Source organism: Acinetobacter harbinensis (assembly GCF_000816495.1).
Taxonomy (GTDB): domain Bacteria; phylum Pseudomonadota; class Gammaproteobacteria; order Pseudomonadales; family Moraxellaceae; genus Acinetobacter; species Acinetobacter harbinensis.
The window spans coordinates 2,042,319-2,055,277 of record NZ_JXBK01000001.1; the positions used below are offsets into that span (position 1 = coordinate 2,042,319).

The 12,959-nt window shown below is 42.4% G+C and carries 11 protein-coding genes; 7 read left to right on the forward strand and 4 right to left on the reverse strand.

Annotation, left to right across the window (positions count from 1 at the left end):
* Positions 1-226: 226 nt before the first annotated feature.
* Both mrcB and SE27_RS09550 read left to right on the forward strand, forming a co-directional pair.
* Positions 227-2,623 carry a penicillin-binding protein 1B gene (gene mrcB / locus SE27_RS09545; RefSeq protein ID WP_039622884.1) on the forward strand — a complete coding sequence of 799 codons (2,397 nt, stop codon included), beginning with the start codon at positions 227-229 and terminating at the stop codon, positions 2,621-2,623.
* A 14-nt stretch (positions 2,624-2,637) separates the two neighbouring features.
* The gene (locus tag SE27_RS09550; protein WP_039622885.1) at positions 2,638-3,210 is read left to right on the forward strand and encodes a tetratricopeptide repeat protein; all 573 of its coding nucleotides are present in this window, start codon (positions 2,638-2,640) and stop codon (positions 3,208-3,210) included.
* 58 nt (positions 3,211-3,268) lie between these two features.
* Here SE27_RS09550 and SE27_RS09555 read toward each other — a convergent pair whose 3' ends face one another.
* Positions 3,269-4,168 carry an NUDIX domain-containing protein gene (locus tag SE27_RS09555; RefSeq protein ID WP_039622888.1) on the reverse strand — a complete coding sequence of 300 codons (900 nt, stop codon included), beginning with the start codon at positions 4,166-4,168 and terminating at the stop codon, positions 3,269-3,271.
* 138 nt (positions 4,169-4,306) lie between these two features.
* Here SE27_RS09555 and hemP point away from each other — a divergent pair, with 138 nt between their 5' ends.
* The gene (hemP, locus tag SE27_RS09560) at positions 4,307-4,477 is read left to right on the forward strand and encodes a hemin uptake protein HemP (protein ID WP_039622889.1); all 171 of its coding nucleotides are present in this window, start codon (positions 4,307-4,309) and stop codon (positions 4,475-4,477) included.
* Positions 4,478-4,617: 140 nt separating this feature from the next.
* Here hemP and SE27_RS09565 read toward each other — a convergent pair whose 3' ends face one another.
* Positions 4,618-6,375 carry a GspE/PulE family protein gene (locus tag SE27_RS09565; protein WP_039622891.1) on the reverse strand — a complete coding sequence of 586 codons (1,758 nt, stop codon included), beginning with the start codon at positions 6,373-6,375 and terminating at the stop codon, positions 4,618-4,620.
* A 311-nt stretch (positions 6,376-6,686) separates the two neighbouring features.
* On the opposite strand from SE27_RS09565, the gene SE27_RS09570 reads away from it, so the two are divergent.
* On the forward strand, positions 6,687-7,892 hold the full coding sequence (locus SE27_RS09570) for an MgtC/SapB family protein (RefSeq protein WP_052251754.1): 1,206 nt from the start codon (positions 6,687-6,689) through the stop codon (positions 7,890-7,892).
* Here the strand turns inward: SE27_RS09570 and tsaA are convergent.
* Positions 7,889-8,608 carry a tRNA (N6-threonylcarbamoyladenosine(37)-N6)-methyltransferase TrmO gene (gene tsaA, locus SE27_RS09575; RefSeq protein ID WP_081406913.1) on the reverse strand — a complete coding sequence of 240 codons (720 nt, stop codon included), beginning with the start codon at positions 8,606-8,608 and terminating at the stop codon, positions 7,889-7,891. The genes SE27_RS09570 and tsaA overlap by 4 nt on opposite strands.
* Positions 8,609-8,710: 102 nt before the next feature.
* Between tsaA and SE27_RS09580 the strand changes: the two genes are divergently transcribed.
* The 3 genes from SE27_RS09580 (at position 8,711) to SE27_RS09590 (ending at position 11,459) form a co-directional block, all read left to right on the forward strand.
* Positions 8,711-9,490: a ferredoxin--NADP reductase gene (locus SE27_RS09580; protein ID WP_039622892.1), complete on the forward strand. Its 780-nt coding sequence runs from the start codon at positions 8,711-8,713 to the stop codon at positions 9,488-9,490.
* A 317-nt stretch (positions 9,491-9,807) separates the two neighbouring features.
* Positions 9,808-11,208, forward strand: coding sequence for a prephenate-dependent tRNA uridine(34) hydroxylase TrhP (gene trhP, locus SE27_RS09585; RefSeq protein WP_039622894.1), 1,401 nt, complete (start codon positions 9,808-9,810; stop codon positions 11,206-11,208).
* On the forward strand, positions 11,208-11,459 hold the full coding sequence (locus SE27_RS09590) for a YfhL family 4Fe-4S dicluster ferredoxin (protein ID WP_039622895.1): 252 nt from the start codon (positions 11,208-11,210) through the stop codon (positions 11,457-11,459). The genes trhP and SE27_RS09590 overlap by 1 nt, the downstream gene beginning before the upstream one ends.
* A 140-nt stretch (positions 11,460-11,599) precedes the next feature.
* Here SE27_RS09590 and ahpF read toward each other — a convergent pair.
* On the reverse strand, positions 11,600-12,959 hold a 1,360-nt coding region (gene ahpF / locus SE27_RS09595; protein ID WP_201772981.1), incomplete at its 5' end, for an alkyl hydroperoxide reductase subunit F.

Consider the following 12,959-nt stretch of genomic DNA (forward strand, 5'->3'; position numbering starts at 1 on the left):
TCAATTAGAGCACTTAACGAGGTTCTGTATATGACCTTAAAAAAAGATGGTCAATTTTTTCACTGGCTGCTGCACAAAAATTAACAGCTTGGTGCCCTCAATCACAGATTAAGCGGTTTATTCAAGCAGCCTGTGTATATTTTATTGTCAGTCACAGATTAATTATTGCAAAAAAACAAAAAGCTTCGCATGATTAGCACAATTTATTAGGATCTTATAACCATTGATGAAGTCTGAACGCGGTATCGGTTTACTGGCCCTTATTTTTTCAATAGTGATTATTGGCGCATTTTTAGCATTTAGTCTGTATTTAATCCGTCTGGATAATATTATCCGTGACAAATTTGAAGGACAACGCTGGGACATTCCAGCCAAAGTTTTCTCTCGTCCTTTAGAGGTTTATACCAATGCACCCGTCAATCAGACCGATTTCACACAAGAATTAAAATTATTGGGTTATAAGCAATCTGACAGTTATACCAAATCTGGCAGTTACGTGACTTCAGGCAGTGAGCTGTATGTACACACGCGCGGGTTTGATTTTGGTGACAGCGTAGAGCCTGAACAAGTATTAAAAGTCAATTTTGGCAACAATCAAATTGCAGAAGTAAGTGCCACTAAACCGTCTGCTACTGGTATTGCACGTTTAGAGCCGCTCTTAATTGGCGGTATTTATCCGCAGCACAATGAAGACCGCGTACTAATTAAACTCAACAAAGTACCGAAACCGCTGATTGAAGCGTTAATTGCCACCGAAGATCGTAATTTTTATCATCATCATGGGGTTTCATTTCGCGGTATTGCGCGCGCTTTGGTCAGCAATGTGACCGGAGGCAAACGTCAAGGTGGTTCAACCCTGACGCAGCAATTGGTTAAAAACTTTTATTTAAGTCCAGAGCGAACCCTAAAGCGTAAAGTCAATGAAGCGCTCATGGCGTTGTTAATTGAACTGCATTATGACAAAGATGAAATTTTAGAAGCCTATTTAAATGAAGTAAACTTGGGTCAAAATGGCAACTATTCTATTAATGGTTATGGACTGGCCTCACAATTTTACTTTGGTTTACCGCTTCGAGAATTAAACATTGCCCAACAAGCCTACTTGGTGGGTTTGGTGCAAGGACCCTCTTTGTTTAATCCGTGGAAAAACCCAGAATATGCAAAAAAACGTCGTGATATTGTTTTAAACAATATGTTGGTGATGGGTTATCTGACGCAGCCACAATATGAACAAGAAATTGCGCGACCGTTAAATGTGTTGGCTAAACCCACCTTAGGTCCGGCTCGTTTTCCAGACTTTTTAGATATTGTTCGTCGTCAATTGCGCGTTGAATATCAAGAAGGTGATTTAACCAATCAAGGTTTAAGAATTTTTACCACCTTAGATCCGATTGCACAAACCCAAGTACAAGAGGCTTTTAAGTCCTCAGTTTCACGTTTAAGTCAGGCCAATCCAGCACGCTTAAAAGATTTACAAGGTGCGGTTTTAATTTCGCATCCAGAAAATGGCGAGTTGGTGGCCGCTGTAGGTTCAACACAAGATTTTACCGGCTTTAATCGAGCATTGGATGCTAAGCGTCAAGTTGGCTCGTTACTTAAACCGGTGATTTATTTATCGGCAATTGAATCGGGACGTTACAATTGGGCCAGTCCAATTGATGACAGTGCAATTACCATTACCAATGCCGGAAAAAGCTGGACCCCGAAAAACTATGCTGGTGGCGGACATGGCATCACCCCTATGGCGGTGGCACTGGCCAATTCATATAACCTTGCGGCGGTACGTTTAGGTCAAGAATTTGGTATTTCAACCTTTAGTAACCATTTGAAAAAATTTGGCGTGACCTCAGAGATTCCAAACTATCCATCTATTTTCTTGGGTGCGGTAGATATGTCGCCAATGGAAGTGATGAATGTTTATAGTAACTTTGCTACTGGTGGCTTTAAATATCCAATCAAATCTATTCGTTCAGTGGTCGATTCTAATGGTCGTTTACTGGAACGTTATGGTCTAACCGTCCAACAAACCATTGATCCATCTGCGGCCTATATTTTGAATTATGGCTTACAACAAGTAATGAGTTCAGGAACAGGGCGTTCAGCTTATAGCAGCTTACCTACAGATTTAAAATTGGCAGGTAAATCAGGCACCACCAATGATACACGCGACTCTTGGTTTGCAGGTTATTCAGGCAATTACTTAAGTGTGGTGTGGTTGGGACTAGATGACAATAAAGTCACAGGCCTGACCGGTTCTTCAGGCGCACTGCCGGTTTGGACCAACGTCATGAAACAGTTACGTCAAAACCCAGTCAACTTACGTCAGACAGAAAATGTGCAGTGGCATTGGATTGACAGTGCAACCGGCTATTTGGCAGCACAAGGCTGTGAAGGTGCGATGTATATTCCTATTTTGCGTCGTCATGTGCCGCGTCAAGCCACAGCATGTGGTCTGCCGCATTATCAAGTGGAGCCGACTTACACGCCTAATACGGAAAATCCTGCAACACCGACCGATCAAAACGATAGTATTGAAAATTATATTCGTGAAAGTGAAACTGAAATGCAACGCGATTTGTCTAACAATACCGAAGTCATTTCCAGCGGTAGCTATGATAATTAGGCTGAAAACGAACAATGCATATACGATTTAATCTTTATCCAAAAATCACGCTTGGTTTAATTTTCATAGGCTTGGTGGGCTGTCAAAGCCTACCAACGCCTGATACGTCCTCTAAAGAAGCCCCACCTGCACCATCATCAGAAAAACAGGATGTTAAAACGCCAGCAGGTGTTGTGATTCGCCCTTATGAACGTGAAGAAATTCAACGTCAGAAAATGCGCATCGTGATTCCAGAACAAAAGAATCAACAGCATTTTTCAGATGGCCGCCAAATTCCGGCCTTTAAGAAACTGATGCAAGAGACGCAACTGGCCTATAAACAAGGCAAATGGAATGAAGCGGAAAATGCAGTCCTTCAGGCACAACGTTTAGCGCCACAATCGGCAGAGACTTTTTTATATTTGGCCTTGGTGGCCGATAAAAAAAATAAGCCCGCCAATGCGCAAGCGCTTGCACAGCGTGGCTTAAGTTATGCACAAACTAAACCGATGAAAAAGCAGCTGTGGTTGGTGATTTTAAAAGCTGGCCAGCAGCAAAAAAACTCAAAAACCATACAGCAAGCTGAAAAAGCATTAAAAGGCTTATAACAAGATATAGGCTGTATAAGATATCGCCACCGAGGATCTTATACAGCTAATGCTCAAGTTATAAAAAACGAATGCCGGCAATCCCGTATGCACCGTGCTGCTGAGCCAGCATCAAGTCATCACGACGTATTCCACCCAAGGCAAAAACCGGAATATCCACCGCAGCAGCCAGTGCCTCAAACTGTGGCCAACCCAGTGCCACGGCATCAGGATGAGTGTGCGTCGTCTGCACTGGACTGAGTAAAATCGCATCACACCCAATGCGCTGCGCCTGCTGCATCGAGGCCAAGTCATGACAAGCAGCAAGGTAGCGTTTTCCTTTGGATAAATCACCGGCTTTTAAAGCCAGCACTTGATTTTGTTTTAAATGGATTGCAGAAATAGCCTGCTGTTGAATTGAATTTAACTGTTGATACATCTCAATATTCACAATCAGCCGCGAGATATGCTCGACACTGACTTCAGCCAATTCAATACATTCGGCTTGATGGGCATCCACGCGCCAATACATCAGTTGATTGGCTGGTAACTGAGATAAATTCGCCAACTGCTCAGAAATTTTGATTTGACGCGGCCAATATAAGCGCTGAATAATGGCTTGATTGGCACTGGGAAAATTCAAATCTAATAATTCATCGCGCTTGTACCATTGCCACGGCGCTTGAATTTGACTTAATACGTCTGTCGGCACATGCGCATGAAACACATGCAAGTTGATCCGCACATCGTCATATTCATGGCCAATCACATCAAAAGCATGCCAATCGGATAAATGAATTCCCACTTCCTCTTGCGTTTCACGGCAACACGCCGCCAATGGCGTTTCCGCATTTTCTACTTTTCCGCCCGGAAATTCATATTTATTGCCCTGATGCTGCGTTGCCTCACGCCAGCCGACCAACACTTGGTCTTGATGCAATAAAATTGCGATTGCAACATGAATGGTGGGTTTCGACATGCGTTGGCCTTTTAGCTGAAATATAACCAAGTGTAAGCAAGTTTAGCTTTTTTATAAAATATTAAATAAACGATTGACAGTCTTATTCGATAATGATTATCATTTAAACCGTTATCCACATCCCACGGAGTCAAAGGAATGAACGCACCATTTAGCTTATTTACCCGCAATAATGATCTGGCACAAGCACTACCGATGTTGCATTCCAACAACCTATTTTCTTTAGGCCGAGAAATTCGCATTATGCATGCAGGAGAAGAATATCGTTTACGCTTGACCCGTAACAATCGATTAATTTTGACCAAATAAGCGGCACACAATTAACAACAATACCCGTGGATATCAGCAGTATGTCGCCTAGACACATACTGCTTTTTCAATACTTTGGATCAGATTTCAACTGTAGATAGCGCTTTAATATACTTTTAAAGCCTCTAAATTAGATCCGTTTAATTTAACGGTACAACGCGTAATACCTCTTCTAAAGTGGTCATTCCGGCCAAAACTTTACGCGCCCCAGCAATACGTAAAGGCTCAACTTTTTCCTTTTTGGCCTGTGCACGCAATTGATTTAAATCGGCATTTGTACTAATCATTTGTTTGGTTTCTAAACTTAGTGGCATAAATTCATAAATACCGACCCGCCCTTTATAGCCGGTATGACGGCACTGCTCACAGCCCACCGCATGAAAGACAAAATCTGGCATCTCAATGGCATAGTCAAATGTCAGATGTTTCCACTCTTGCTCATTAATAAAGGTTTCAGCCTTGCAATGTGGACAGAGTTTACGCACCAAACGCTGTGCCAATACGCCCAAAATGGTCGCTGCGGTTAAAAAGGGCTGAATTCCTAAATCATGTAAGCGCGTTAAACTTGAGGGTGCATCGTTGGTATGTAAGGTCGATAACACCAAATGTCCGGTTAAGGCCGCTTGAATGGCCATATTGGCGGTATCGTGGTCGCGAATCTCACCGACCATAATAATGTCTGGATCCTGACGCATTAACGCGCGCACGCCATCGGCAAACCCTAAATCAATGCCTTGATTCACCTGCATTTGATTAAAGCTTGGCTCTAACATTTCAATCGGATCTTCAATGGTACAGACATTGACTTCTTCCGTGGCCAACTGTTTCAGCGAGGAATATAACGTCGTGGTTTTACCAGAACCGGTCGGGCCAGTCACTAAAATAATCCCGTGACTATGCGCGGTTAAGGCTTGCCAATCACTGAGCAATCCACCTTCAAAACCCAATTGTTCAAAGCTTCTGACCAACACTTCGGGATCAAAAATACGCATCACCAATTTTTCACCAAAAGCCGTCGGCAAAGTCGATAAACGTAATTCTGTTTCTTGACCTTTTGGCGTGCGTGTTTTTAAACGCCCATCTTGCGGCTTACGTTTTTCTGCCACGTTCATGCGACCTAAAATTTTAATCCGCGAAATTACCGCCATCAGCGTATTGGCTGGCATTTTATAAATGGTGTGCAGCACGCCATCAATACGAAAACGTACTTTACCGGTGTCTTTACGTGGCTCGAGATGAATATCACTGGCGCCTTGTTCAAAAGCAAACTGTAAAACCCAATCGACCAATTTGACAATATGTTGGTCATTGGCATCGGGATTTTGCGTATCACCCAATTGTAACAGTGCTTCTACGCCTTTATGGTCACGTTCATAAGCATTGGATTTTTGCGATGAATTAACCGCACGGCTGACCTGATAATATTCCACCAAATAACGTTGTAATTGATCGGGACTTAACATCACGCGCTGAATTTTTTTAGGCAGCAAGCTGTGTTGTAAGTTGGCAATCCATTCCGTTTGATACGGCTGATCGGTGGCAATTAACACCTGATCGGGCTGAATTTCGACCGCTAAAATTTTATTGCGCAGTGCAAATTCTTGCGACATTACATTGGTTAAAGCGCCAACATCGGCCTTTAACGGATCAATCACATAAAAAGGTAAATGGGCTTTTTCAGCAATCCACTGACATAAACGATTTAAGGTTAAGATCGATTGCGGATGCGCTTGATCGATTAAATTAAAATGTGCAATCCACTGTAAAGGATGCCATTTCAATTGTTCACGTTGCCGATGTGTGGTTTGAATCAACAGCTTATTGCGCTCGGTAATCCGTCCATCTTTTTGTAGTTGTTCTAAACACCATGAGGTGTCCATTTCAAAATTAAAATTCATTGTTATTCGCCCCCAAATATACAGCCCACTATAACAAACTAATTTTTATCTGACTTAAATCCGCTTTCAAAAGATAAGCGCTTTGGCTGCTTTAACCTCAAATAAGTGCTATTCATCTTTTTGAAGCCGCTTAAAATAAAAAAATTACCTCTATTGAGGTCAATTTGGCTTGTACTTTTGCCGATCTATCCACAATACTGCACTGTATATTGTTTAAGCACCTTTCTCTTTTAATCTTAAATTCTTGGATCAATACTGTGCATCATCTGCTTAATCTACAGCTACAAAATCTGGCATTTCAAGAATTACTGATGGTGATAGCGGCAGCGTTAGGCTGTGGGTTATTAATTGGATTAGAGCGCGAAAGAAGTAAGCAGCGCGAAAATCAACAGAGCTTTGCAGGTATTCGCTCTTTTGTGCTCTGTACGCTGCTGGGCGCACTGTGTTTTAGCTTTGGCGCAATTTTTGGTGCAATTGGAGCACTGATTATTGGGGGTATTACTATTTTCTCAGTTAAAAATCAGACTCAAGATCTGGGCGTCACCACCGAAGTGGCTTTTGTCATGAGTTATTTTATTGGGGCACTGTGCCTGTGGAATATTACACTGGCGGCCAGTCTTTCGGTCATGCTAACCATTATTTTAATGATGAAACATTCAATTCATGGCATTGCCGCGCAGTGGATTACTGAAGCTGAGTTTAAAGACGGTTTATTTTTACTGGCCTTGATTTTAATTGGTTTACCGTTGACTCCCAACACGCCGTTATGGGGTTCCGTGCTCAATCCTTATCTTATTTTAAAGCTACTGGCACTAATTTTAGCTGTGCAAGCCTTAGCACATATTACTAAGCGTTTACTCTCGTCAAAAAATGCCCTGATTCTTTCCGCGATTGCTTCAGGTTTTGTCTCCAGTACAGCCACGATTGCCAGCTTAGGTATGGAAGTTCGGGCAGATCGTGCAGATGCGCACTGCAATGCCGGTGCAGCACTGATGTCCTGCATTTCCACCTTGGTGCTGTTATTGATTATTGCCGCAGGTATTTCCTTGAGTTGGCTCAAAGTTTTACTGCTTCCTTGCTTGGCGGCAATCCTGATTTTAGTCCTCTGTGGTTTATGGCTGCTGCATAAGTCATCACCAAAAGAAAATTTAGATTTAACCGACAGTCGAATGTTTAGTTTAAAAGAAGCCGCCCTGATTGCAGGTACTTTGACCCTAATTCAAGCCGGCGTATATGGCTTGAATATATTGCTCGGTGATGCCGGTTTGATCATCGGTACACTCTTGGCTTCTTTGTTTGAGATTCATGCAGCCGCTGCGGCAGTGTTTGTGCAAGGCGACCCCAACCATCCCACCTTGCTATATGCCATGATGCTAGGCTTGGGTGCACACGCCCTCTCTAAGTGCATAAATGCAATGTTGAGCGGCGGTTGGACATTTGCTCGTGTATTTATCCCTGTGCAAATTCTACATATGCTGGTATGTGTTAGTCTGTTTTTCTGGCTCAGTCACGGCTAAAGCGGTGCAACATCTAAAATTACCACGTGTGACAATTGCACAGAAAAACTCACGGCCAACTGAGCAAAGTCCATTTTATACACCCGTTCAGCATCGTGCTGATAGGCTGGCCTTGGATCCAGTGCCAAGACCTGCTCTAGCTCTTGTACAGTCTTTTCATCTAATTGCTGCGCGGCAATTAAATCGTGCTTGTGTTGCTCTGCGCATTCTGTCCATATAACCGCCATTTTAATCGGCGCAGCTTGTGCATAGCCGCTTGTGGCCTGTGGCACTGCATCTGAATATTGAATATAGGGCTTAATATCGATAATCGGGGTGCCATGAAGTAAATCGCTCCCATTGACATAGACTCGAACCGAGTGCCCCACTTTTCTCACTGCTTTAAATTGCACCACCGATAAACCCACCGGTGCAGGACGATACATACTACGCGTAGCAAAAACCCCCATTTTCTGATTTCCACCCAAACGCGGTGGTCGAACTTGAGGACGAAATTTGTCATGGCTTGGTAGATGCTTATTGTCATGAAAATTCCACAACAGCCATAAATGGCTAAATTGTTCGATGCCTTCAAATGCCAACAGATCATTATAAGGTGGCTGCATTTCAATATAAGACTCCACTTGCACCAAATTCGGTTGCCGTGGTATGCCAAATTTTTCCATATACGGAGAATTCATATACCCAATAATAGGCAGTTCAAGCACAGGCTTAATCACTTTTTCTGATAACCTCAATTAAATATATTCAGTTTATCGGGAATGGTTTTAGATTAGAATACTCAGTTATTCTAATTTGATAATTTATTGAGACCTTTCATGGCAGCTTTCAACGTCGAAAAGATTACTCACGTACACCACTGGAATGATACTTTATTCAGTTTTAAAACCACACGTGACACCGCTTTACGGTTTAAAAATGGTCAATTTGTGATGATTGGACTTGAAGTCAATGGTAAGCCATTAATGCGTGCTTATTCTATTGCCAGTGCCAACTATGAAGAAGAGTTAGAATTTTTCTCAATTAAAGTTCCGAATGGTCCTTTAACCTCAATTTTACAAAAAGTAAAAGTTGGTGATGACATCCTGATTTCTAAAAAACCAACAGGTAGCTTGGTACTAGATGATTTAAATCCAGGTAAAAATCTGTATTTACTCTCTTCAGGCACTGGACTTGCGCCGTTCTTGGCCACCATTCGTGATCCAGAAACCTATGAGCGTTTTGAAAAAGTGATTGTGGTACATGGAACGCGTTTCATCTCAGAATTGGCGTATCAAGATTTAATTCATGAGGAACTGCCTAACCATGAGTTTTTTCAAGAATTAGGCATTCAAGATAAGTTGGTGTATTACCCAACCGTGACCCGTGAAGACTACCCAAACCAAGGCCGTGTAACCACTGCCATTGAAAGTGGCGAAATCTTTAAAAAAATTGGTTTAGAGCGCTTTAATCCGGAAGTGGACCGCGCGATGCTATGTGGTAGCCCAGCTTTTCTAAAAGATGTTACGGCTTTGCTCGATCAACATGGTTTAAAAGAATCCCCACGTATAGGTGAGCTTGGCGATTACGTGATTGAACGTGCCTTTGTTGAAAAATAATAACCTCTGTATCCAAAAGCGCACCTTGGAGTGCGCTTTTTTATGGCCGAAATAAAAATAAACTATAGATTTTTATTTCGATATTTTTTGTCTGACGCAGTATCGACAGCCGAATACCCTGATTCAAATGGATGACATTTTATAAATTTAATCTACTAATTTAATCACTTATACAAAAAATTGCGCTGTATTCTCATGCATTTATTGGCTTTATTTTACTTTAAAAACAGCGTCAATCCCGAGCTCGCCGCTAGGTTGAATCTAATTTTTAAAGCGCTACAATAAACACATATTTTTTGTATGCCTTTAATTGAATTATGAGCATTACGCACTGTACCGAACTTCTTTCTCCTGCCGGCTCGCTTAAAAATATGCGCTATGCATTTGCTTATGGTGCAGATGCCGTCTATGCAGGACAGCCACGTTACAGCTTACGCGTTCGTAATAATGCGTTTGATCATGACAATTTAAAAATCGGTATTCATGAAGCACATGCTTTAGGTAAAAAATTCTATGTGGTGGTCAATATTCAGCCACATAATAGCAAACTCAAAAATTTCATCCGTGATATTGAAGCAGTCGTGGCCATGCAACCCGATGCGCTGATTATGTCCGATCCGGGTTTAATCATGATGGTGCGTGAACACTTTCCGGAAATGGACATTCATTTATCTGTTCAAGCCAACGCAGTGAATTGGGCCACGGTGAAATTTTGGAAAAACATGGGACTGACTCGTGTGATTTTATCGCGTGAACTGTCCATAGATGAAATTGAAGAAATTAAAAGCAATGTACCGGATATGGAAATTGAAGTTTTCGTACATGGCGCACTGTGCATGGCATATTCTGGGCGCTGTCTACTCTCAGGCTACATGAATAAACGCGACGCCAACCAAGGTGCATGTACCAATGCCTGCCGTTGGGATTATAAAGTTCATGCCGCCGCAGAAAATGAAACGGGCGATGTTATTCCTGTTCAACAGCTTGAAGCAAGTAACTGCTGTCAAAATAAAGATGCCGATGAGCAACATGCTTTAGCACAACATCAGTTTGATGCACCGGTTTTACTCCAGCGCAATGAAGAAGATCAGTTTGCTGCTGAAGAAGATGAACATGGCACTTACTTTATGAACTCAAAAGATTTACGTGCCGTTCAGCATGTCGACCGTTTGACCAAAATGGGCATTCACTCGTTAAAAATTGAAGGTCGCACCAAATCTTATTTTTACTGTGCGCGTACTGCACAAATTTATCGTAAAGCCATTGATGATGCACTGGCTGAAAAACCGTTTGATCCAGCATTGATGACGCAACTTGAAGGGCTTGCCAACCGTGGTTATACCGAAGGTTTTTTGCGTCGACATGTGCATAGTGATTACCAAAATTATGAGACTGGCTCATCACGTTTTGATCATCAAATTTTTTGTGGTGAAGTATTAGAGCGTAATGGCAATCACATTAAAATTGAGGTAAAAAACCGTTTTGAGGTGGGAGACTCACTGGAGCTGATGACCACTTCAGGCAATATCACCTTTACGCTGACTGAAATGTTAGATAAAAAAGGCCAACCGACTCATGAGGCCAAAGGCTCAGGTCATATTGTGGATATTCCCGTTCCAGCCGATGTGGATATGAACTATGCCCTATTAATTCGTAATCTGCCGCATTCATCGGGCACTATTGCGGCGCCTTCATTGGCCTATCAAGCGAGTGAATAATGGCTTTGTTGATTACCGATCAATGCATTAATTGTGATATGTGCTTAGCGGAATGTCCCAATGATGCCATTTATGAAGGTGAAAAGATTTATGAAATTGATGTGCAACGCTGCACTGAATGTGTGGGATTTTATCAGCATCAAACCTGTATAGATGTTTGCCCCATTGATTGTATCGAGCCGCAACCTGAGCATATTGAAACTAAAGCGCAATTGATGGAAAAATTTAAAGGTCTGAATTTGTTTGGCTAATCAAAAAAAATGATTGAGCAACATAACAATAAATAAAAGGAACCAAGACTTAGTAAATTGAGTTCCGATCAAGAATAAAAATTAACGGGGAAACGAAAGCCAAAGTGTTGGGGACACTTTGGCTTTTTATTTTAATTCACTTACTGACCTGAACGAATAATGTAATCAAAAGCAGATAGCGCCGCTTTCGCCCCTTCACCGGTGGCAATAATAATTTGCTTATACGGCACAGTGGTACAGTCACCAGCAGCAAACACGCCTTTGACATTGGTTTCATTGCGATCATTAATCACAATTTCACCGCGGCTTGATAACTCAATATTGGAGGTGCTTAAGAACTCGGTATTGGGCAATAAACCAATTTGTACAAAGATCCCCGCCAGCGTAATGCTGTGTTCTGTTTGCGTGGCACGGTCTTGGTATTTAAGGGCTGTGACTTGCGTACCATCTCCGATCACTTCAGTCGACAGTGCATTCATAATCACGGTGGTATTGGGCAAGCTGTTGAGTTTATCTTGCAATACTTGATCGGCACGCAGTTTGGTGTCAAATTCCACCAAAGTCACATGCTCAACCAAACCCGCCAAATCAATCGCCGCTTCTACACCTGAGTTACCGCCACCAATTACCGCGACACGTTTGCCTTTAAACAACGGCCCGTCACAGTGCGGGCAATAGGCCACGCCACGGGTTTTATATTCTTGCTCACCCGGTACATTCATTTCTCTCCAACGCGCACCGGTGGATAAAACAATGGTTTTAGATTTTAACTGTGCGCCATTGTCTAACGTCACTGCAACCAGACCATCAGCAGTTTCATTAGCGCCTTGAATGCTGGCAACTTTTTGTAGGTTCATGATATCAACATCATATGAACGGACATGTGCTTCCATTTCAGCTGCAAATTTTGGCCCTTGGGTTTTTTGTACCGAGGTATAGTTTTCAATGTCCATGGTGTCCATGCCGTGACAACCCAAACGTTCTGCCACAATCCCCGTTTGAATCCCTTTCCGTGCAGCATAGATCGCTGCGGTGTTACCGGCAGGCCCGCCACCAATCACCAATACATCAAAGATTGCTTTTTTGGTGAGTTTCTCGGCATCTTTGGCCGCAGAACCGCTATCCAGTTTGGCCACGATTTCTTCTAAGCTCATACGACCCTGACCAATATGTTCACCATTTTGGAATAACATTGGCACAGCCATAATTTTGCGCTGTTCTACTTCGTCTTGGAAGAATGCGCCATCAATCATGGTGGCGGTGGTGCCGGGATTATGAATAGCAATCAAGTTTAAAGCCTGTACCACATCTGGACAGTTATGACAGCTTAACGATACAAATACTTCAAAATCGGCAGTTAAGTTTAAGGCTTTAATTTGTGCCAAAACTTCATCAGAGACTTTTGCGGCATAGCCTGAGACTTGCAATAAAGCCAAAATCAGCGAGGTAAACTCATGTCCCATCGGTAAACCGGCAAAATGAACACGTGGCTGTTCACCC

What these genes read in the sequence shown, in the direction of transcription:
- trhP (WP_039622894.1), top strand. Translation starts at nt 9,808, where the DNA reads ATGAGCATTACGCACTGTACCGAACTTCTTTCTCCTGCCGGCTCGCTT.
- SE27_RS09570 (WP_052251754.1), top strand. Translation starts at nt 6,687, where the DNA reads ATGGTGATAGCGGCAGCGTTAGGCTGTGGGTTATTAATTGGATTAGAG.
- hemP (WP_039622889.1), top strand. Translation starts at nt 4,307, where the DNA reads ATGAACGCACCATTTAGCTTATTTACCCGCAATAATGATCTGGCACAA.
- SE27_RS09565 (WP_039622891.1), bottom strand. Translation starts at nt 6,375, where the DNA reads ATGAATTTTAATTTTGAAATGGACACCTCATGGTGTTTAGAACAACTA.
- SE27_RS09550 (WP_039622885.1), top strand. Translation starts at nt 2,638, where the DNA reads ATGCATATACGATTTAATCTTTATCCAAAAATCACGCTTGGTTTAATT.
- SE27_RS09580 (WP_039622892.1), top strand. Translation starts at nt 8,711, where the DNA reads ATGGCAGCTTTCAACGTCGAAAAGATTACTCACGTACACCACTGGAAT.
- SE27_RS09555 (WP_039622888.1), bottom strand. Translation starts at nt 4,168, where the DNA reads ATGTCGAAACCCACCATTCATGTTGCAATCGCAATTTTATTGCATCAA.
- SE27_RS09590 (WP_039622895.1), top strand. Translation starts at nt 11,208, where the DNA reads ATGGCTTTGTTGATTACCGATCAATGCATTAATTGTGATATGTGCTTA.
- mrcB (WP_039622884.1), top strand. Translation starts at nt 227, where the DNA reads ATGAAGTCTGAACGCGGTATCGGTTTACTGGCCCTTATTTTTTCAATA.